Origin of the sequence: Thalassobius sp. MITS945101 (genome assembly GCF_047123305.1) — a bacterium.
GTDB lineage: Bacteria > Pseudomonadota > Alphaproteobacteria > Rhodobacterales > Rhodobacteraceae > Thalassobius.
The window spans coordinates 965,475-984,964 of record NZ_CP138918.1 but is presented as its reverse complement, the minus strand read 5'-3'; the positions used below and the strand labels follow the sequence as shown (position 1 = coordinate 984,964).

The window sequence follows — 19,490 nt, the reverse complement described above, 5'->3', positions numbered from 1 at the left end:
GGCCAATTCCCCCGGAGTTTTTTGGGCAAGATGAAATGGCAGATGGGCTGAAACAGAGATTGGTTGCGCAGGCCCATGCCGAAGGGTTCGATGCTGCACGGATCTGCCGCTCCTGGGACATTCCACAGGTGCCCGAACGGCTGAAACGCTTTCTGGAGGCGGGCTATCACGGTCAGATGGGCTGGATGGCGGAGCGGGTGCATTGGCGCGAAAACCCAGCAGCCCTGTGGCCCGAGGCGCGATCCGTCATCATGCTGGCCGAAAGCTACACGCCGGCGCATGATCCAACAGAGATCTTGCAGCATCCCGAACTGGGCGCAATCTCGGTTTATGCGCAGAACAAAGACTACCACGATCTGGTCAAGAAACGGCTGAAACGTCTGGCACGCTGGCTGATTTCTGAGACCGGAGATGAGACAGAGGTAAAAGTGTTTGTCGACACCGCGCCAGTGCCGGAGAAGCCGCTGGGGCAGGCGGCGGGCCTTGGCTGGCAGGGCAAACACACCAATCTGGTCAGTCGAGACTTGGGCAGTTGGTTCTTTATCGGCTCGATCTTCACCACGCTGGACTTAGACACGGATCCAGCTGAAACCGACCGTTGCGGCTCTTGTGTAGCCTGTCAGGTGGCCTGCCCGACGGAGGCCTTTCCCGCCCCCTATCAGTTGGATGCGCGGCGCTGCATTTCTTATCTGACGATCGAACATCATGGCCCGGTGGACGAGGATCTGCGGGCCAAGATGGGCAATCGGATTTACGGCTGTGATGACTGTCTGGCGGCCTGCCCCTGGAACAAGTTTGCGGTGGAGGCGCGGGAATTGCGCTATGCCGCAAGGGATGAGCTGAAGGCGCCGAAACTGGCTGAGCTGGCGCAGTTGGATGATGCCGGGTTTCGGGCGTTTTTCAGCGGCTCCCCGATCAAACGGATCGGGCGCAACCGGTTTGTGCGCAATGTGCTTTATGCGATTGGTAATTCGGGCGATACGGCCCTGCGTGAGGTGGCACAGAGCCTCTGTGAGGATGAGGACGACACAGTACGCGATGCGGCGCGCTGGGCGGTGGGGCAGCTCAACACGAAAACGCCAGTGCGCTGAAACAAGGCTTTCCTCGCGCCGGCAACTTCCTATTTATTGCGGGTGAGAACAGGAGGGCCGAAATGTCCAAATACACCAAAGATCCGGATGTGGTCGCCAATCTGACCGATGAACAGCGCTGGGTGACACAGGAAAACGGCACCGAGCGCGCAGGTTCGGGGCGGCTGTTGCGCAATAAGGAACCGGGGATCTACGTCGATGTGGTCTCGGGCGAGCCGCTGTTTGCCTCATCTGACAAGTACGATTCGGGCTGTGGTTGGCCCAGCTTTTCCAAGCCGATTGAACCTGCCTATATCGCTGAGCTGGAGGACCGCACCTACGGTATGGTGCGGACCGAGGTGCGCTCGACCCATGGTGACAGCCATCTGGGCCATGTCTTTCCTGATGGGCCGCAGGATCGCGGTGGCCTGCGTTATTGCATCAACTCGGCCTCCTTGCGCTTTGTGCATCGCGATGACATGCAGGCCGAAGGATATGGGGACTACCTCAACCAAGTGGAGGATATCTGATGAGCGAACGTGCAGTACTGGCCGGCGGTTGTTTCTGGGGCATGCAGGATCTGATCCGCAGGTTGCCCGGCGTGACCGGCACCCGTGTGGGCTATACCGGCGGCGATGTGGAAAACGCGACCTACAAGAACCACGGCACACATGCCGAGGGGATCGAGATCACCTACGATCCGTCTCAGATCAGCTATCGCAAGCTATTGGAGTTCTTCTTTCAGATCCATGATCCCACAACGGTGAACCGTCAGGGCAATGATCTGGGGATGAGCTATCGCTCGGCTATCTATTATGTGAATGAAGATCAGAAAGCAGTGGCGCTGGACACCATTGCGGATGTGGAGGCCTCGGGGATCTGGCCCGGCAAGGTCGTCACTGAGGTCGAGCCTGTGGGCGCCTTCTGGGACGCAGAGGAAGAGCATCAGGACTATCTGGTGAAACATCCCAACGGCTACACCTGCCACTTCCCGCGGCCCGATTGGGTGCTGCCAAAACGCGGCTAATGCCGTCTCTGTTGCTGCGCAATAGAGACCCAGATACAAAACGGGCGCCTCCTTGATGGGGCGCCCGTTTCCTTTCGCTTCTGCGGGGACGTATCAGAAGCGGAAGTTAACTTTGGCTGCGACGGTGGTGGCTTCCAGATCGTCGCCGGTGCCCGCAAAGTTGTCGATCTTGTTCAGCAGCACTTCACCACCAACCGAGATCTGTTCGGTGACCATGTGTTCGTAGCCAACACCTGCGAAATAGCCGGTGTCATCGCCAACCGTGGCCACGTCCATCCGCACAGCGCCAGCCGTTGCGTAGACCAGACCCTGGCCCAGATCGTAACCGGCGCGCAGTTTCAGGCGGGCGGTGTTGTCCACCTCATTGCCGCCAAGAGTGATGTCAGCGTTTTCATAGTCGAGGCCTGCACCGACAACCCATTGGCCGAAATCGTGGTCATAGCCTAGCGACAGGCCGTAGGTGGCACCGTCGCCTGAGGCTGCGCCAGCGGTGACGTCACCAAAGCCCAGCGAGATACCGCCGTAGGCGCCGGTCCAGTTGCCATCGGCAACAACCGGGGCCGGGGCGGGGATCACGTCAGGGGTGGCTGGGGCTGCGTCTGCGGCACCGGCAAAAGCGGGGGCGGCCAGGGTGGCGGTCATCGATGCGGCAACGCCGGCGATCAGCAGTTTGTTCAGGGTCATTTTGTTATCCTTTTATGCCTCAAGGGGCGGGGCTCAGTTGGGAGGAGGCCCCCGCCTGTTTGGAACAGGCTGAAACATAAGAAGGAATTTACCAAAGTGAACCGATCAGTTCAGAATGCGCCAAAATTGGCCGATCTGGGCTGATGGCTTCGGCGGGGATTAGCCGAAGAGGTCCGCATGTTCTTCGCGCAGCGCCTTTTTCTGAACTTTCCCCATCGTGTTCCTTGGCAATTCGGAAACGATCATTATGTGCTTCGGTTGTTTGAATTTCGCGAGGCTTTCGGCGCAGGCATCTCGGAGCGAACGGACCTGTAGATTGGGGTCGGTGGCGACCACAACTGCCACAACCGCTTCGCCGAAATCGGGATGTGGCACGCCGATTACTGCGCTTTCCAGCACGCCGGGCAGATCGTCGATCAAGCTCTCGATCTCTTTCGGGTAGACGTTGAAACCGCCAGTGATCACCAGATCCTTGGCGCGCCCGACAATGGTGACGTAGCCATCTGCGTCCTGCTGCGCCAAATCACCCGTAATGAACCAGCCATCGGGGCGCAGCTCCTCAGCGGTTTTTTCGGGCATCTTCCAATAGCCCTGAAAGACGTTGTCGCCACGCACTTCGATCACGCCGATCTCACCCTGTGTAACCTCAGCCTCTCCCTCCATGATGCGCAGCTCGACACCGGGCAGCGGGAAGCCCACCGTGCCCGCGCGGCGCTCTGCATCATAGGGGTTTGAGGTGCTCATGTTGGTTTCGGTCATGCCGTAGCGTTCCAGAATACGATGACCGGTGCGGGCCTGCCACTGTTCGTGGGTGTCGACCAAAAGCGGTGCGGAGCCTGAGATGAACAGCCGCATATTGCCGGCATGTTCCGGTGTCAGGCGCGGGTTCTGCAACAGGCGGGTGTAGAAGGTTGGCACCCCCATCAGCGCGGTGGCTGCGGGCATGGCATCCAGAATGGCCACAGCATCAAACTTGGGCAGGAACACGGTCGAGGCGCCTGAGAGCAGCGCCACATTGGTGGCCACAAACAGCCCATGTGTGTGGAAAATCGGCAAGGCGTGGATCAGCACATCATCTGCCGTGAACCGCCACAGGTCCACCAGCGCTTCGGAGTTGCTGGCAAGGTTTTTGTGGCTGAGCATGGCGCCTTTGGAGCGGCCCGTCGTGCCCGAGGTATAGAGGATCGCCGCCAGATCATCCGCACCGCGCGCAACGGGTGAAAAACCAGTCTCAGTTCCTGCCAGATCCGCCATCAGGCTACCTTGCCCGGTGGCATCCAGCGTCAGAACGGTGGCGCCATCAGCCAGTGGCGTTAGTTCCGTTGCGCGGGTGGGGTCACAGACCAGAATGCGTGGCGTGGCATCGCCGATGAAATAGGCCACTTCCGACCCGGTATAGGCGGTGTTGAGAGGCAGGAAGATCCCACCTGCCATAACCGTCCCCAGATATAGCTGCACCGCTTCCAGTGTCTTTTCCACCTGAACCGCCACCCGATCCCCCGGTTCCAGCCCCAATGTGGCCAACCGCTGCGCCAGCCGTTGTGCGCCCGCAAACAGCTCGCCATAGCTGACATCGGCCAATCCGGGGCGGCGGGCAAAGACCTTGTCCGGTGCAGTCACTGCGCCCTGCGCAAGGCGGTGGATCAAGTAGTTGCTCTCATACATGCGGATTCCCCCGGTATCTGTCTGTTGCATGATGTTTTGGCATGGTTTTTCTACGTTGCAAGTCTGGACCTTTACGGTACGCCGCGTAGCATGGCCGCAGTGACAGCCCGTCACTGAAAGGACCCCAATTATGAACCCCGTCAAAGGTATCCTGCTGAAGCTCTGCTCGGTTGTGATGTTCATCTCGATGGCCTCGCTGATCAAGGCGACGGCGGATCACGTCCCGCCGGGGGAAGCAGTATTTTTTCGCTCGTTCTTTGCGTTGCCGGTGATCATCCTGTGGCTTGCCCTGCGCGGTGATCTGAAAACAGGGTTCAGGGTTAAATCCAAGATGGCGCATTTCTGGCGCGGCTTGATCGGGACCTCAGCGATGGGCATGGGATTTGCGGCCCTAGGACTTCTGCCCCTGCCTGAGGTCACCGCCATCGGCTATGCCGCGCCGCTGCTGACCGTTGTGTTTGCAGCGATGTTTCTGGGCGAAGAGGTGCGGTTGTTCCGGATGTTTGCGGTGGGGCTGGGCCTGTTGGGGGTGATCATCGTGATCGAGCCACGGCTGACCCTGTTTGCTGGCGAAAGCATGCAGACCATGCAGGCGCTGGGCGTGGTGCTGACCCTGATGGGCGCAACATTTGCAGCCCTAGCGCAGATCCACATCCGCAACATGGTCCAGACCGAGGAGACCTCGGCGATTGTGTTTTACTTCTCCCTCACCGCCACCGGCCTGTCATTGCTGACCCTGCCCTTTGGTTGGGTGATTCCAACGGGAACCGAAGCGATGCTGTTGATCGGATGCGGGATCCTGGGGGGCTTTGGCCAGATCTTCCTGACGTCGTCCTACCGCTTTGCCGGAGCGTCGGTGGTAGCCCCGTTTGACTATGCTTCGATGATCTTCGCGCTTGGGATCGGCTATTTCATCTTTGATGAGGTGCCGACCGGCCAGATGCTGGCAGGTGCGGCACTGGTGGTGTTTGCGGGCGTGTTGATTATTCTGCGTGAACACGCGCTGGGCCTGCGCCGGTCCAAGGCACGGTCGGGCATGACACCGCAAGGGTGATCCGCACCGAAAGGCTTCAGCCGCCGGTCAATGCTGCCCAGGCGTAGCCCGGCGCCATCAACCACCGGCGGTGACGCCCCAGCGGGAACCGTTTGGGCACAGAGCGCATAAGGGCGGGATAGGGTCGATCCGGCGCATCCTGCAGCACAAAATCCGCCAGCAGGCGGCCCGCGTAGGATCCCATTGCCACCCCGTTGCCGTGATAGGCAAATCCGGTGAAGGCGCCGGGCAGTTCCGGCACGGGTCCCACATAGGGGGCAAGCTTCGAGGAGAAGGCCAGCATTCCGTTCCAGCTGTGTTCGGTCTCAACATGGGACCAGAAGGGGAAAGCCCCCTCAAACTGACGGCGGATCCGTTTGCGCAACTGTTTGTCCGAAGCAGGGGTTGCGCGGAACCCGCCACGCATGCCGAACAGGAAGCGACGGTCGGGCAGCAAACGAAAATAGTGCAGCAACACCTGATCGGTGTAAGCCATCTGCGCCGAAGACCAGCCGGTGGCGATCTCTTCATCGCTGAGGGGACGGGTCACGATGATCGAGGACTGCAACGGCATGAACCGAGCGCGCATCCAGTCGGGCACATCCTCGGAGGAATAGCCGTTGGTGGCAAACACCACCTGATCTGCGCGGATGGTGGCCTGATTGGTCTTCAGCGTGAAGATCCCGCCATTTCGTTTGACGGACTGAATGGCGCTGCCCGCGTGGATCTTGGCCCCCGCCGCCAGCGTTGCCGTGGTCAACCCGTCCACATAGGCCCGTGGATTGAGGGCAAAGCCATGCGGCAGTGTCATGGCGCCATGAAACGGGCCGCGCATCCCGTGTTGCGGCAGCTCTTCGGCTTCGATCAACTGAGTTGCGAAACCATAGGCGGCGTCCACCTCGGCCTGATCCCGTCGTAGCCCCGCCATCGAGCGGGCGTTGTGGGCCATAATGGTTTCGCCATGCGAATGGGTCTGAGCGTCAATCGCATGACGTTTCAGCAGATCGCGCACATGGTCAACAGCGGCCATTTCAGTGGCACACCAGTCGCGCAGGCCGTCCTCACCGGTCAGGCGACGGATCGCGGCAAAGGGCAGTTTGGTGCCACCAAGGCAGCAGAACCCACCATTGCGGGCAGAAGCCCCCCAGCCTGGTGATTGCGCGTCAAAGATCGCAACAGATTTGCCCGCCTCCGCCAAAGCCAAACCCGCGTTGAGGCCGGTGAAACCGGCCCCGACCACGGCGACTTCAACCCGTTGATCCCCACGGGCCGGTGCCATCTGCGCAGGGTCCACCGTTGGTGGACCCCAGAAGCATTCGACCCGTGGCGCATCACCATAGGCATAGTCGGACATGATCCGCTGCATCAGCTTGCCACGGCCTCGCGCTCTTCGCGCTGTTGCCGCAGGGCGGCCCGTTTGGTGCTGATTGAGGCGATGATCACCCCAACGGTCACAATGCCGATCATGATGGTCGAAAGCGCGTTGATTTCAGGGCTGACGCCAAGACGCACGGCGGACCAGATCTTCATAGGCAGGGTGGTGGCACCGGGGCCTGTGGTGAAGCTTGCGATCACCAGATCGTCCAGCGACAGGGTGAAGGCCAACAGCCAACCTGAGATCACCGCAGGGGCAATGATCGGCAGGGTCACCAACCGGAAGCTTTCCAGCGGGGTGCAGCCCAGATCGCGTGCCGCTTCTTCCAGCGACTGATCAAACGCCACCAGACGCGAAGACACCACAACCGAGACATAGCACATGGCAAAGGTTGCATGCGCCAGCACAATGGTGTGCACACCCAACTGGCTGAACACCGGTTTGAACAGCAGGAACAGTGACAGGCCGGTGATCACTTCGGGCATCACCAGCGGCGCAAAGATCATGCCGCTGAACAGGGTCCGGCCCAGGAAGCGCCCGGTGCGGACCATGACCAGCGCGGCCATCGTGCCCAGCACGGTGGCCAGGGTGGAAGACAGCACCGCCACTTTGATCGTGACCCAGGCTGCATCCAGCATCTGATCATTGCGCAGCAGTTCACCGTACCACTTGGTCGAAAAGCCGGCCCAGACAGTCACCAGTTTCGAGGCATTGAAACTGTAGAAGACCAGAATGATCATCGGCAGGTAGAGGAAGGCGAACCCCAGCGTCAGCGAGGTGGCATTGAACCAGCTAAACCGTCTCATTTATCCGCCTCCCGCTGTTTTTGCTCATTGCGCTGGAACAGGATGATCGGGATCACCAGGATCAGCAGCAGCACCACGGCCACGGCCGCCGCCACTGGCCAGTCGCGGTTGGAGAAGAACTCTTCCCACAGGACCTTACCAATCATCAGGGTGGACGATCCGCCCAGCAGGGAAGGGATCACAAATTCACCGATGGCTGGAATGAAGACCAGGAAACAGCCCGCGATGATGCCGTTTTTCGACAGTGGCACCGTCACCAGCCAGAAGGCCATGAACCGGGAACAGCCCAGATCCTCGGCCGCTTCCAGCAGGCTGCCATCCAGTTTCTCCAGCGCCGAATAGATCGGCAGAATCATAAAGGGCAGATAGGTGTAAACAATCCCGATATAGACGGCGAGGTTGGTGTTCAGGATGATCAGCGGCTCATTGATCAGCCCCAGCCACATCAGCAGCTGATTAAGCAGACCTTCCTGACTGAGGATCCCCATCCACGCATAGACGCGGATCAGGAAACTGGTCCAGAACGGCAGGATCACCAACATCATCAACGTCGCCCGCCACTGATCCGGTGCCTGTGCCATGCCATAGGCAATTGGATAACCCACCAGCAGGGCAAAGAGGGTCGAGAAGAAGGCGATTTTCAAGCTGGAAACATAGGCTTTCCAATAGAGGTCATCCTCGGTCAGCCAGACGAAATTTTCCATGTCCAGCGCACCAAAGAAGGCTTTCAGGCCCTCCCAGCCTTCGCTGAGCACCAGTTTCGGTTCATAAGGTGGGATCGCCAGGGCCGAGTCGCTGAGCGAGATTTTCAACACGATCACAAAGGGGATCAGGAAAAAGGCCAGCAACCAGACATAGGGAACGGATATCAGAAACAGCCGCCGCATGATCAGCGCTCCAGCACGGAGCCAGCGGTCAGCGTCCAGCTGAGCCAGACGTCATCTTCCCAGGTGAAATTGCGGCGTGACAGGCGACGGGTGTTAGTCTGCTGCGCCTTGATCATTACCCCGCCGGGCAGCTCCACGTGGTAGGTGGAGATATTGCCAAGGTAGCCGATGTCGATGATCTTGCCCTTCACCGCATTCATTGCACCTTCGGGTTTCTCTTCCGAGATGCCGATCTTTTCGGGGCGAATGGCGACATAGCCTTTCTGGCCCTCGCTGAGCACGGTGGTGGTTTTGGCGTGGAAAGGTTCATGACCTTCCGCCCAATGAATGTCATAGCCGTCATCGCTGGTTTTATGGGCCGTGCCTTCGATGATATTCACATCCCCAATAAAGTCCGCCACATAGACCGAGTTCGGCTCTTCATAAATCTTGTCGGGGGTGGAGACCTGAATGATCTTGCCGTGGTCCATAACCGCGACACGGCTGGCGACGGTCATGGCCTCTTCCTGATCGTGGGTCACGATCACGAACGTTGTGCCGGTGGATTCCTGAATGTCCATCAGCTCAAACTGGGTCTCTTCCCGCAGCTTTTTGTCCAGCGCACCCAGAGGTTCGTCCAAAAGCAGCAGCTTCGGGGCCCGCGCCAAAGACCGGGCCAGGGCCACACGTTGACGCTGACCGCCGGAAACCTGATGCGGTTTGCGCTTGGCAAACTGAGTCATGCGGGTGAGGCGCAGCATCTCTTCGACACGTTCGCCGATCTGGTCCTTCGGCATCTTCATGCGCTTCAGGCCAAAGGCAATGTTTTCCCAGATCGAAAGATGCGGGAACAGGGCGTAGGACTGGAACATCATGTTCACGGCCCGCTCATTCGGGGGCACCGCCGCCATGTCCTGACCGGCGATGAGGATCTGGCCTTCGGTTGGGGTTTCAAAACCCGCCAGCATCCGCATCATTGTGGTCTTGCCGCAGCCCGACGGCCCGAGAAGGGCAAAGAACTCGCGTTCAAAGATGTCCTGCGTGAGATTGTCGATCGCCGTGAACGTACCGTAGCGCTTGGTGACGCCTTTGAACTGAATCAGCGGTTTTTCGTTGGGATCTTCCCACGGTGCAAAGATGTTCTGGTTCATGCCTGCCCCTGTCATAAGACGGGCCCGCACAGGATGGCGCGGGCCCGGAGTTTTATCGGCTTAGGTACCGGATTTCACCTTGGTCCACAGGCGGGTCACAACGCGCTGTGTTTTCGACGGGTAAGGCGTGGTGATGTAGAAGTTCGACATGGTCTCTTCATCCGGATAAATCGCCGGATCGCCGATCACGTCTTCCACCAAGTGTTCCTGCGACGCGATGTTGCCGTTGGCGTAGTAGACGTAGTTCGACGCCGTCGCCATGTTCTGCGCGTCCAGAATGAAGTTCAGGAACTTATGCGCCGCTTCCGGGTTCGGGGCGTCGGCAGGGATCGCCATCTGGTCGAACCACATCAGCGAACCTTCGGCGAAGGCGTTATAGGCAATCTCGACACCGTTTTCGGCTTCGGCCGCACGGTCACGCGCCTGCAGGATGTCACCGGACCAACCAACAGCCACACAGATGTCGCCGTTTGCCAGCGCGTTGATGTATTCCGAGCTGTGGAATTTCTGGATGTGCGGACGCACGGCGGTCAGGACCGGCTCGGCCTTTTCAATGACGTCACGCTCGTGGCTGTCGGGGTTTTCCCCCAGATACTGCAGCACCATCGGGATGATTTCCGAAGGCGCATCCAGGAAATGGACGCCACAGGCGGCCAGCTTTTCCATATTGGCCGGGTTCAGAACCAGTTCCATGCTGTTCAGGGGTGCGTCGTCGCCGAGGATCTCTTTCACCTTGCCGACGTTCACACCCAGACCGGTGCTGCCCCACATGTAGTTGATCGAATAGGCGTTGTCGGGGTCATAGCCCGCAGTCACGTCTTTGATCAGGTCCCAGAGGTTGCCGTGGTTGGACAGCTGGGCAACATCCAGTTTCTGGAACGCGCCAGCGGTGATCTGGCGCTGCAGGAAGGTGCCCGAAGGCACAACAACGTCATAGCCGGATCCACCGGCCAGCATTTTGGTTTCCAGCAGTTCGTTGCTGTCGAAGACGTCGTAGATCAGGTCGATCCCGGTTTCTTCTTCGAATTTGGTCAGCAGATCTTCGTCGATATAGTCCGACCAGTTATAGACCCGCACTTCTTCGGCCGTGGCCGCACCGGCCAGCAACGCCACTGCTGCGGCCGCGGTCAGGATATGATTCTTCATAGGTAGCACTCCCTTTGATCACGGGTCTTTCTGCCCGATCCTGGAATTTGATCAAGTTTTGCCTCTCATGGCAATATGGTAATGTTTCCACGGTGCCGTTAAACTCGCAAGCGAACCAACGAAGTGATTGTGGAGAAAAGCGGCATTATGGACGGGGATGCCCAGAAATTAGCCGGAGAAAAATCCGGTGACGCGCGCCTGCCCGCGCATGAGATTGTGTACCGCAAATTGCGTGAGCAAATTCTGTTTGGAGAGATCGCCCCGGGCGAGCCTGTTACGATCCAGGGATTAACCGCCCGGCTGGACGCAGGCATGACGCCCGTGCGCGAGGCAATCCGTCGTTTGACGGCAGAGGGTGCACTGAAATTTCAAGGTAACAGGCGGGTCATTGTCCCGCATCTTACCGCTAAGAATATCGAAGAGATTATCATTGCAAGACAATGTGTTGAAGGTGAGTTGGCCGCACGTGCGACTGCTGGTATGACCCCTGAAGCGCTGGATGAGCTGGTTCGGTTGGACGCAGATCTGGACGCGGCGATAACCCGTGGTGATTTGCAGGCCTATCTAGAGTTCAACTACCGTTTCCATCGGCTGATTTATGATCTGGCGGATGCCCCGATTCTGGCCGATTTGGCCGAGGGTTTGTGGCTGCGGTTCGGGCCATCGCTCAGGGTCGTTTGTGGCCGTGTCGGAACGCAGAATTTGCCAGACAAACACAAGGACCTTTTGCAGGCGATGACCGACGGTAACAGTGCCGCCGCCGCCGCCGCCTGTTTAGAAGATATGATGCAAGGAATGGAGCAGGTGCGCGAGATGTTGGCCTGATTTTTGAGCACAACTGATTCGATTGACATCTGAAAATTTGATCATATTTTTGAAGTGGCGCCGGACGACCCTCGTCCGGCCCTACCTATTTCCAGGAGCTATGCGATGACTTTGATCTCGAACCATATGCCGACCGAAGAGCTGCAGGCGCTGGACGCGGCGCACCATATGCACCCCTTCTCGACCCAGACCGATCTGGCCAAACAAGGCGCGCGGGTGATCACCCGCGCCGATGGCGTCTGGATTCACGACAGCGAAGGCAACCAGATCATCGACGGCATGGCCGGTCTGTGGTGTGTGAATGTGGGCTACGGCCGTGATCGTCTGGCCGAGGTTGCCGCCCGTCAGATGAAAGAGCTGCCCTATTACAACACCTTCTTCATGACCACCCACGTCCCCGCCATCGCGCTGAGCCAGAAGCTGGCAGAGCTGGCGCCGGGCAATCTGAACCATGTGTTCTATGCGGGCTCGGGCTCGGAAGCCAACGACACCAACCTGCGTATGGTGCGGACCTACTGGGCACAGAAGGGCAAGCCGAACAAGAAAATCATCATCAGCCGCAAAAATGCGTATCACGGCTCCACAGTTGCGGGCACCAGCCTGGGCGGGATGACCGGTATGCATGCGCAGGGCGGTTTGCCGATCCCCGGCGTGCACCACATCGATCAGCCGAACTACTGGGCTGAAGGCGGCGACCTGGATCCGCAGGAATTTGGTCTGGAACGTGCGCGCCAGCTTGAGCAAGCGATTGAAGAGCTGGGCGAAGACAATGTCGCGGCCTTCATTGCCGAGCCGATCCAAGGTGCGGGCGGTGTGATTGTGCCGCCGGAAAGCTACTGGTCGGAAATTCAGCGGATCTGTGACAAATACGAAATCCTGCTGATTGCGGATGAGGTGATCTGTGGCTTTGGTCGGACCGGCAATTGGTTCGGGTCGCAGACCGTTGGCATTCGCCCCGACATCATGACCATCGCCAAAGGCCTCAGCTCGGGCTACCAGCCGATTGGGGGTTCTATCGTCAGCGATGAGGTTGCCGAGGTGATTGGCAACTGCGAGTTCAACCACGGCTACACCTACTCCAGCCATCCGGTGGCCGCCGCCGTAGCGCTGGAAAACCTCATCATCATGGAAGAGGAAGGCATCGTTGATCACGTGAAAAACGATGTTGGCCCCTACCTGAAAGAGAAGTGGGAAGCGCTGATGGATCACCCGATGGTCGGCGAAGCCAAAATCGTTGGCATGATGGGATCGATCGCACTGACGCCAAACAAAGAAACCCGCGCGGCCTTTGCTGCGGATGCGGGTACGGTTGGATACATCTGCCGCGAGCGTTGCTTTGCCAACAATCTGGTGATGCGCCACGTTGGCGACCGGATGATCATCTCGCCGCCGCTGGTGATGACCCGTGAAGAGGTCGATATCCTGATCGAACGCGCGATTAAGTCGCTTGACGAGGGCATGGCTCGCGTCAAGGATGAGGGTCTGTGGGTGGCGGCCTCCTGATCTGACAGGCGGATTTACGGCCCCTGATGCATTTTAGGGGGCATTATGCGCAAACTGCTGGCCATTGTGGCGAAATTACTGGGCCTCACCCTGATCCTGGGTGGGGCCTATTTGGTATTCTGGCCGGTGCCAGTGGATCCGGTGGCCTGGGAGGCGCCAGAGGATGCCGGATATGTCGGGGATTATGCCCCGAACACCCGGTTGGCGGCGCTTGAGTTCATCGATATTTCGGGCCGGAAAGGCCCCGAGGACGCCGCGATCGGGCCGGATGGGCTGATCTACATGGCAACCCATGACGGGGAGATCCTGCGCAGTACCCTCGAGGGGCCGGCGGAGCTGTTTGCCACGACAGGTGGACGGCCTCTGGGCATCGAGTTTGGGCCGGATGGCACACTCTATATCGCCGATGCCTTTCAGGGTTTGATGGCAGCGGATGCCAGCGGCATGGTCCGTTTGCTGACCGCAGAGGCCGAGGGCACGCCGATCCTTTATGCCAATGATGTCGATATCGCGCCGGACGGGCGGATCTATTTCACCGACAGTTCCATGCGGTTTGCCGCGGGTGAAATTGGCAGCACCTTGGCGGCTTCGGTTCTGGATCTGGTGGAGCACTCCGCAACAGGGCGGGTGCTGCGCTATGATCCCGCGACGGGGGATACCAAGGTGCTGGCGACGGGCCTGTCTTTTGCCAACGGGCTGGCGTTGGATTCGGCCGGTGACTCGATTTACGTGCTGGAAACCGGTGGCTATCGTCTGTGGCGTTACCCGATTGAGGGGGGTGCAGGGGAAATTATGCTGTCGAATCTCCCGGGATTTCCCGACAATTTGAACCGCGGCTCCGACGGCAGCCTGTGGTTTGGACTTGTCAGCCCGCGCAATGCCATCATGGACCGGCTGTCGGGCAATGTTTTTGCACGGCGCCTGATAATGAGGCTGCCGGAGAAGATGAAGCCCGCGCCAACCCGCTATGGATTCGTGATTCGCCTCGATTCGCAGGGTAAGTTTATGGAATCTCTGCAAGATCCCAGCGGCGATTTTGCGTTAACTACGGGGGCGATTCCACTGAATGACGGTCGTTTGATCGTAACATCGCTCACCGAGCCGCGTTTGGGTGTCTTGCCTGCGGGATGGCAGAATTAACTTGTATACAACTCAATGTCGCCGTTATACCGTTGAGGAACGGCGAAAACGACGACGAGAATTCGCGCCATAGCAAGAGCCAATTGCGACAGTGGAGGTCGCTTTTTTGCTCAAAAGTGCCGCGATTTGGTTGCAACGCTGCGTAAGTCGCGTTTTAGTCTGACTGAACGAGCGAGAAAATCGCCGAACATAAAAGCGGGGAGTTGCTTTGCCTGACGGATCTTCTAGCGATGCTTTTGTCGCGTTTGAACGCGTGCAAAAAAGTTACGACGGTGAAAACCTCGTCGTAAAAGACCTGAACCTATCCATGCCAAAGGGCGAGTTTCTCACGATGCTTGGCCCGTCCGGTTCGGGAAAAACAACCTGCCTGATGATGCTGGCCGGTTTTGAAACAGCCACCCACGGGGATATCCTTTTGGATGGCACAAGCATCAACAACATCCCCCCGCACAAACGTGGCATCGGGATGGTCTTCCAGAACTACGCTCTGTTCCCTCACATGACGGTTGCCGAAAACCTGTCCTTCCCGCTGGAAGTCCGCAAGATGGGCAAATCCGAGCGTGAGGCCAAGGTGAAACGTGCCCTCGACATGGTACAGATGGGGGCCTTTGGTGGCCGCCGTCCGGCGCAGCTTTCGGGTGGCCAGCAGCAGCGGATCGCACTGGCGCGTGCGCTGGTGTTTGAGCCGGAACTGGTTTTGATGGACGAACCGCTCGGCGCGCTCGATAAGCAGCTGCGCGAACATATGCAGTTTGAAATCACCCGTCTGGCGCATGATCTGGGCATCACCACCGTTTACGTGACCCACGACCAGACCGAAGCGTTGACCATGTCCGACCGCGTTGCCGTGTTTGACGATGGCCGCATTCAGCAGCTGGATCCGCCGGACACGCTCTACGAAGAGCCCAAGAACAGCTTCGTGGCGCAGTTCATCGGTGAGAACAACACTCTGGAAGGGGTGGTCAAAGAGATCACGGGCGATAAGTGTCTGGTGCAACTGGATGGCGGCGACCTGATCGATGCCAAACCGGTGAACGTTAGCCAGGTTGGCGAGCGCACCCGCGTTTCGATCCGCCCTGAACGTGTCGAATTCAACAAGGAACGTCTGCAGGAAGGGGCACATACCCTGAAAGCCGAAGTCCTGGAATTCATCTATATGGGCGATATTTTCCGCACCCGCCTGCGGGTCGCCGGCAACGAAGAGTTTATCGTGAAAACCCGGAACGCACCGGACCAGGTGCGTCTGCAGCCCGGACAGCAGATCGAAATCGGCTGGCTGCCGGAAGATTGCCGCGCGCTGGACGCGTGAGCCAGAAATAGCCGCTCCTGCGACTTAAGCAGGGGCGGTCTGAATGAGGCCAATGTCGTTCCCCCCGTAACGTCCGGCCCACAAAATAAACAACGGGATCAACACGGAGAATAAGTATGAAACTCACCAAGATCTTCATGACTTCCACCGCTCTGGCTTTCGCGGCCGGTGCAGTTGCTGCGGCCGATATGGCCAACGAAATGACCATCGTGTCCTGGGGCGGCGCTTACTCCAAGTCGCAGCTGAACGCTTACCATAACCCCTATTCGGAAAAGACCGGCGTCACCATCATCAACGATGACAGCTCGGCCGAAGCCGTTGCAAAACTCCGCGCCATGAACGAAGCCGGTAACGTCACCTGGGACGTTGTGGACGTTGTTGCTGCGGACGCGATGCGTCTGTGTGACGAAGGTCTGGCGGAAGAGATCGACTTCAACAGCCAGCTGGCACCGGCACCCGACGGCACCACTGCAGAAGACGACTTCGGCGCGCTGCTGGTGTCCGACTGCTTCATCCCGCAGATCGTATACTCGACCACTTTCGGCTACCGCACCGACTTGGTTGGCGACACTGCCCCGTCGTCGATCTGTGACGTGTTCGACCTGGAAGCCTACCCGGGCAAGCGTTCGCTGGAGAAGCGTCCGATCAACAACATGGAATGGGCTCTGCTCTGCGACGGCGTAGACAAAGCTGACGTTTACGACGTTCTGGAAACCTCGGAAGGTCAGGATCAGGCTCTGGCCAAGCTGGACACCATCAAAGACAGCGTTGTCTGGTGGTCCGCTGGTGCCGACACCCCGCAGCTGCTGGCTGACGGTGAAGTTGTCATGGGTTCGACCTACAACGGTCGTCTGTTCTCGGTTATCGAAGAGCAGAAGCAGCCGGTTGCCATGCTGTGGGACGCTCAGGTGTTTGACCTGGACGGCTGGATCATTCCTGCCGGTCTGAGCGAAGAGCGCAAAGCCCGTGCCCTGGACTACATCTACTTCGCCACCGACACCCAGCGTCTGGCGGATCAGGCCAAGTACATCTCCTACGGTCCGGCCCGTGCCTCTTCGGCCCCGCTGGTAGGTCAGCACGCCGATCTGGGCATCGACATGGCGCCGCACATGCCGACCGACCCGAACAACGCACAGAACACCTTCCTGTATAACTACGAGTTTTGGGCTGACTACCGCGACGACATCGACGCGAAGTTCCAGGCTTGGCTGGCAAAATAAGAAGCTGACTTTTCAGCTTTGATACAAAGGATGGGCCGCAATGTACGGCCCATCCGCACCAAATTTCCGACGGGGACATCATGAGCGATATTACCGATACCGGCCCGGTGCTGGCCGCTGACGGCACGCCGCTGAAGCGCAGCCTCAGCCGCGCCCTACGCCGCCAGAAGATGCGAGCATTGATGCTGATTGCACCGCTGCTGATCTTCGTCCTGATTTCATTCATCATTCCGATTGGCTCGATGCTTTTCCGCTCGGTGGAAAACGACATCGTGGTCCAAACGCTGCCGCTGACTGTTGTCGAGCTCCAGAACTGGGACTCCGAGAGTGGCGAGTTGCCGGATGAGGCGCTTTATGCCGCCTTTGCCACCGATATGGTTGCGGCGATTGAAGCCAAGAAACACACACGTCTGGGCACCCGCCTGAACTACGAACAGACGGGCCTGTCGTCGCTGTTCCGTAAATCGGGTCGCAAGATGAAAAAGCTCGACCCGGCTGCCGATGCCCCCTTCAAAGAGAAGATCATCGACATCGATAAAAAGTGGGGCGACATCGAAACCTGGCGCACCATCAAGACCCATTCGGTCAAATACACTAACGGCTATTTCCTCAACGCGGTGGATATGCGCCGCACGCCCGAAGGTGCGCAGGCACAGCCCGAAGACAAGCAGATCCTGATCAAACTGTTCCAGCGGACGCTGATCATGTCGATGATCATCACGGTGTCCTGTATCATTCTGGGCTATCCGGTGGCCTGGATCCTGGCCAACCTGCCGATGCGCACGGCGAACATCCTGATGATCCTTGTGCTGCTGCCCTTCTGGACCTCGCTGCTGGTGCGGACCTCGGCGTGGAAGGTGATGCTGCAACAACAGGGTGTCATCAATGAGGTGCTGGTCTGGCTGGGCATGGTGGCCGATGATTCCCGTCTTGTGCTGATCAACAACCAGACCGGTACGATCATCGCGATGACCCACATTCTGCTGCCGTTTATGATCCTGCCGATGTATTCGGTGATGCAGACGATCAAGCCGCATTATGTGCGGGCCGCGAAATCGATGGGGGCAACAGACTGGACGTCGTTCTGGCGTGTCTACTTCCCGCAGTCCATTCCCGGCATTGGCGCGGGGTCGATCCTCGTGTTCATTCTGGCGATTGGCTACTACATCACGCCTGAAATCGTCGGCGGCACCAAAGGTGTCTTCATCTCGAACCGGATCGCCTATCACATCTCCAGCTCGCTGAACTGGGGTCTGGCGGCGGCGCTTGGCACTATTCTGCTGGCGGTGGTTCTGATCCTCTACTGGGCCTACGACAAAATCGTCGGCATCGACAATGTGAAGCTGGGGTAACGGATATGGCTGCACTTACACCTATTTCCCGCAAACCCATGTCTCTGGTCCTGCCCACTGTGGGCGCGGCCGGGGGGCTTCTGGGGCTTTTCGTTGGTACCGCCAATGGCTCCGGCCTGATTGGAATCCTGGTAGGCGCGGCCCTCGTGGTTGCGATGGCGATGACCTACATTTCAGTGCTGAAAAACGAACGCCTGTCCAAGTGGATCTCGATCGCCCTTCTGGCCGTTCTGGGCTTCATCTTCGGCGGCACGCCGGGGGTCATCCTGGGCGCCGTCTTTGGCTGGCTGTTCCATTGGTTCATCTACTGGCTCTACGAAGGGCGCTACCGTCAGCGGTTGCTGCCCTATCTGACACCACGTCAGGTGCTGTGGCACTATAGCTTCCGGGTGATCTGTGGCGCGATCTTCACCTTCCTGATCACGCCGATCCTTGTGGTGATGCCGCTGTCGTTCAACGCGCAGGACTTCTTTACGTTCACGCCGGAAATGCTGCGTCTGGACCCCGAGGGCTATTCGCTGAAGCATTACCGCGACTTCTTCACAAATAATGAATGGCAGCGCTCGTTCCAGAACTCACTGATCATTGCGCCAATTGCGACAGTGATTTCGGTGAGCCTTGGCACCCTGGCGGCCATTGGCCTGAGCCAATCCCACGTGCCGTTCAAACGCGCGATCATGGCGATCCTGATCTCGCCGATGATTGTGCCGCTGATCATTTCGGCCACCGGCATGTTCTTCTTCTACAGTCAGATCGGCAACTGGCTGGAGGGCTCGCTGGGCCTCGACAAAACCTTTGTGGGTTATGTCAAAGTGGTTCTGGCGCACGCGGTTCTGGGCATTCCTTTTGTCATCATCACTGTGACGGCAACGCTGGTGGGTTTCGACCACTCGCTGACCCGCGCGGCGGCGAACATGGGGGCGAACCCGGTGACCACCTTCTTCAAGGTGCAGATGCCGTTGATCCTGCCCGGCGTGATTTCGGGGGGCCTGTTTGCTTTCATCACCTCGTTTGACGAAGTGGTTGTGGTTCTGTTTGTCGGCTCGGCCAGCCAGAAAACCCTGCCGTGGCAGATGTTCACCGGCCTGCGCGAGCAGATCTCGCCGACCATTCTGGCGGTGGCAACGATCCTTGTGGTGATTTCGATCGGTCTGCTGACCACGGTCGAGCTGCTGCGTCGTCGTTCCGAACGTCTGCGCGGGTTGAGCCCGGGATAACCGGCCAAGCCACCATTGCGAAGTTAAACGGTGCGCGCCCTTCGGGGCGCGCGCTTTGTTTCTCGGGACCTTTGGTCCCTCGGGGTGCCTCCGGCGGGAGT

The 19,490-nt window shown here is 58.8% G+C and carries 18 protein-coding genes; 11 read left to right on the top strand and 7 right to left on the bottom strand.

Annotated features, from left to right (window positions below; all coding sequences use genetic code 11):
- Window positions 1–35: 35 nt before the first annotated feature.
- The 3 genes from queG to msrA all read left to right on the top strand — a co-directional run bounded on the left by queG (window position 36) and on the right by msrA (window position 2,097).
- Window positions 36–1,091 (top strand): tRNA epoxyqueuosine(34) reductase QueG, encoded by a 1,056-nt coding sequence (gene queG, locus SIC14_RS05080; RefSeq protein WP_412564748.1) that lies wholly within the window; start codon window positions 36–38, stop codon window positions 1,089–1,091.
- 62 nt (window positions 1,092–1,153) lie between these two features.
- The gene (gene msrB, locus SIC14_RS05075) at window positions 1,154–1,600 is read left to right on the top strand and encodes a peptide-methionine (R)-S-oxide reductase MsrB (RefSeq protein ID WP_412564747.1); all 447 of its coding nucleotides are present in this window, start codon (window positions 1,154–1,156) and stop codon (window positions 1,598–1,600) included.
- On the top strand, window positions 1,597–2,097 hold the full coding sequence (gene msrA, locus SIC14_RS05070) for a peptide-methionine (S)-S-oxide reductase MsrA (RefSeq protein WP_412565826.1): 501 nt from the start codon (window positions 1,597–1,599) through the stop codon (window positions 2,095–2,097). Before msrB ends, msrA begins: the two co-directional genes overlap by 4 nt.
- Window positions 2,098–2,190: 93 nt before the next feature.
- Here msrA and SIC14_RS05065 read toward each other — a convergent pair whose 3' ends face one another.
- Entirely contained in the window at window positions 2,191–2,781 is a 591-nt protein-coding gene (locus SIC14_RS05065; protein WP_412564746.1) for an outer membrane protein, read from the bottom strand.
- 159 nt (window positions 2,782–2,940) lie between these two features.
- Window positions 2,941–4,446 carry a malonate--CoA ligase gene (locus SIC14_RS05060; protein ID WP_412564745.1) on the bottom strand — a complete coding sequence of 502 codons (1,506 nt, stop codon included), beginning with the start codon at window positions 4,444–4,446 and terminating at the stop codon, window positions 2,941–2,943.
- Window positions 4,447–4,576: 130 nt separating this feature from the next.
- On the opposite strand from SIC14_RS05060, the gene SIC14_RS05055 reads away from it, so the two are divergent.
- Window positions 4,577–5,500, top strand: a complete 924-nt coding sequence (locus SIC14_RS05055; RefSeq protein WP_412564744.1) for a DMT family transporter — start codon at window positions 4,577–4,579, stop codon at window positions 5,498–5,500.
- Window positions 5,501–5,516: 16 nt separating this feature from the next.
- On the opposite strand, the gene SIC14_RS05050 is transcribed toward SIC14_RS05055, so the two are convergent.
- Genes SIC14_RS05050 through SIC14_RS05030 form a run of 5 tightly spaced genes read right to left on the bottom strand, consistent with a single transcriptional unit; the run spans window position 5,517 to window position 10,823 of the window.
- Window positions 5,517–6,833 carry an NAD(P)/FAD-dependent oxidoreductase gene (locus SIC14_RS05050; RefSeq protein WP_412564743.1) on the bottom strand — a complete coding sequence of 439 codons (1,317 nt, stop codon included), beginning with the start codon at window positions 6,831–6,833 and terminating at the stop codon, window positions 5,517–5,519.
- 11 nt (window positions 6,834–6,844) lie between these two features.
- A complete protein-coding gene (locus SIC14_RS05045; RefSeq protein ID WP_412564742.1) occupies window positions 6,845–7,660 on the bottom strand; it encodes an ABC transporter permease in 816 nt (271 codons plus the stop codon).
- Window positions 7,657–8,547 carry an ABC transporter permease subunit gene (locus SIC14_RS05040; RefSeq protein ID WP_412564741.1) on the bottom strand — a complete coding sequence of 297 codons (891 nt, stop codon included), beginning with the start codon at window positions 8,545–8,547 and terminating at the stop codon, window positions 7,657–7,659. Before SIC14_RS05040 ends, SIC14_RS05045 begins: the two co-directional genes overlap by 4 nt.
- Before the next feature lie 2 nt (window positions 8,548–8,549).
- Window positions 8,550–9,677 (bottom strand): ABC transporter ATP-binding protein, encoded by a 1,128-nt coding sequence (locus SIC14_RS05035; protein ID WP_412564740.1) that lies wholly within the window; start codon window positions 9,675–9,677, stop codon window positions 8,550–8,552.
- Window positions 9,678–9,737: 60 nt separating this feature from the next.
- On the bottom strand, window positions 9,738–10,823 hold the full coding sequence (locus SIC14_RS05030) for a polyamine ABC transporter substrate-binding protein (protein WP_412564739.1): 1,086 nt from the start codon (window positions 10,821–10,823) through the stop codon (window positions 9,738–9,740).
- A gap of 123 nt (window positions 10,824–10,946) precedes the next feature.
- Between SIC14_RS05030 and SIC14_RS05025 the strand changes: the two genes are divergently transcribed.
- The 7 genes from SIC14_RS05025 to SIC14_RS04995 all read left to right on the top strand — a co-directional run bounded on the left by SIC14_RS05025 (window position 10,947) and on the right by SIC14_RS04995 (window position 19,389).
- Entirely contained in the window at window positions 10,947–11,648 is a 702-nt protein-coding gene (locus tag SIC14_RS05025; protein WP_412564738.1) for a GntR family transcriptional regulator, read from the top strand.
- Window positions 11,649–11,753: 105 nt separating this feature from the next.
- A complete protein-coding gene (locus tag SIC14_RS05020) occupies window positions 11,754–13,151 on the top strand; it encodes an aspartate aminotransferase family protein (RefSeq protein WP_412564737.1) in 1,398 nt (465 codons plus the stop codon).
- Window positions 13,152–13,196: 45 nt separating this feature from the next.
- Window positions 13,197–14,291, top strand: a complete 1,095-nt coding sequence (locus SIC14_RS05015; RefSeq protein ID WP_412564736.1) for an SMP-30/gluconolactonase/LRE family protein — start codon at window positions 13,197–13,199, stop codon at window positions 14,289–14,291.
- Window positions 14,292–14,499: 208 nt separating this feature from the next.
- Complete coding sequence (locus SIC14_RS05010; RefSeq protein WP_412564735.1) at window positions 14,500–15,600, top strand: ABC transporter ATP-binding protein; 1,101 nt, start codon at window positions 14,500–14,502, stop codon at window positions 15,598–15,600.
- A 116-nt stretch (window positions 15,601–15,716) separates the two neighbouring features.
- The gene (locus SIC14_RS05005) at window positions 15,717–16,820 is read left to right on the top strand and encodes an extracellular solute-binding protein (RefSeq protein WP_412564734.1); all 1,104 of its coding nucleotides are present in this window, start codon (window positions 15,717–15,719) and stop codon (window positions 16,818–16,820) included.
- Between the two features lie 80 nt (window positions 16,821–16,900).
- On the top strand, window positions 16,901–18,172 hold the full coding sequence (locus SIC14_RS05000) for an ABC transporter permease (RefSeq protein WP_412564733.1): 1,272 nt from the start codon (window positions 16,901–16,903) through the stop codon (window positions 18,170–18,172).
- A gap of 5 nt (window positions 18,173–18,177) precedes the next feature.
- Window positions 18,178–19,389 carry an ABC transporter permease gene (locus tag SIC14_RS04995; protein ID WP_412564732.1) on the top strand — a complete coding sequence of 404 codons (1,212 nt, stop codon included), beginning with the start codon at window positions 18,178–18,180 and terminating at the stop codon, window positions 19,387–19,389.
- Window positions 19,390–19,490: the final 101 nt, after the last annotated feature.

What these genes read in the sequence shown, in the direction of transcription:
- SIC14_RS05000 (WP_412564733.1), top strand. Translation starts at nt 16,901, where the DNA reads ATGAGCGATATTACCGATACCGGCCCGGTGCTGGCCGCTGACGGCACG.
- SIC14_RS05015 (WP_412564736.1), top strand. Translation starts at nt 13,197, where the DNA reads ATGCGCAAACTGCTGGCCATTGTGGCGAAATTACTGGGCCTCACCCTG.
- SIC14_RS05040 (WP_412564741.1), bottom strand. Translation starts at nt 8,547, where the DNA reads ATGCGGCGGCTGTTTCTGATATCCGTTCCCTATGTCTGGTTGCTGGCC.
- SIC14_RS05005 (WP_412564734.1), top strand. Translation starts at nt 15,717, where the DNA reads ATGAAACTCACCAAGATCTTCATGACTTCCACCGCTCTGGCTTTCGCG.
- msrB (WP_412564747.1), top strand. Translation starts at nt 1,154, where the DNA reads ATGTCCAAATACACCAAAGATCCGGATGTGGTCGCCAATCTGACCGAT.
- SIC14_RS05055 (WP_412564744.1), top strand. Translation starts at nt 4,577, where the DNA reads ATGAACCCCGTCAAAGGTATCCTGCTGAAGCTCTGCTCGGTTGTGATG.
- SIC14_RS05060 (WP_412564745.1), bottom strand. Translation starts at nt 4,446, where the DNA reads ATGTATGAGAGCAACTACTTGATCCACCGCCTTGCGCAGGGCGCAGTG.
- SIC14_RS05050 (WP_412564743.1), bottom strand. Translation starts at nt 6,833, where the DNA reads ATGTCCGACTATGCCTATGGTGATGCGCCACGGGTCGAATGCTTCTGG.
- SIC14_RS05020 (WP_412564737.1), top strand. Translation starts at nt 11,754, where the DNA reads ATGACTTTGATCTCGAACCATATGCCGACCGAAGAGCTGCAGGCGCTG.
- queG (WP_412564748.1), top strand. Translation starts at nt 36, where the DNA reads ATGGCAGATGGGCTGAAACAGAGATTGGTTGCGCAGGCCCATGCCGAA.
- SIC14_RS05065 (WP_412564746.1), bottom strand. Translation starts at nt 2,781, where the DNA reads ATGACCCTGAACAAACTGCTGATCGCCGGCGTTGCCGCATCGATGACC.
- SIC14_RS05030 (WP_412564739.1), bottom strand. Translation starts at nt 10,823, where the DNA reads ATGAAGAATCATATCCTGACCGCGGCCGCAGCAGTGGCGTTGCTGGCC.
- SIC14_RS05045 (WP_412564742.1), bottom strand. Translation starts at nt 7,660, where the DNA reads ATGAGACGGTTTAGCTGGTTCAATGCCACCTCGCTGACGCTGGGGTTC.
- SIC14_RS05035 (WP_412564740.1), bottom strand. Translation starts at nt 9,677, where the DNA reads ATGAACCAGAACATCTTTGCACCGTGGGAAGATCCCAACGAAAAACCG.
- SIC14_RS04995 (WP_412564732.1), top strand. Translation starts at nt 18,178, where the DNA reads ATGGCTGCACTTACACCTATTTCCCGCAAACCCATGTCTCTGGTCCTG.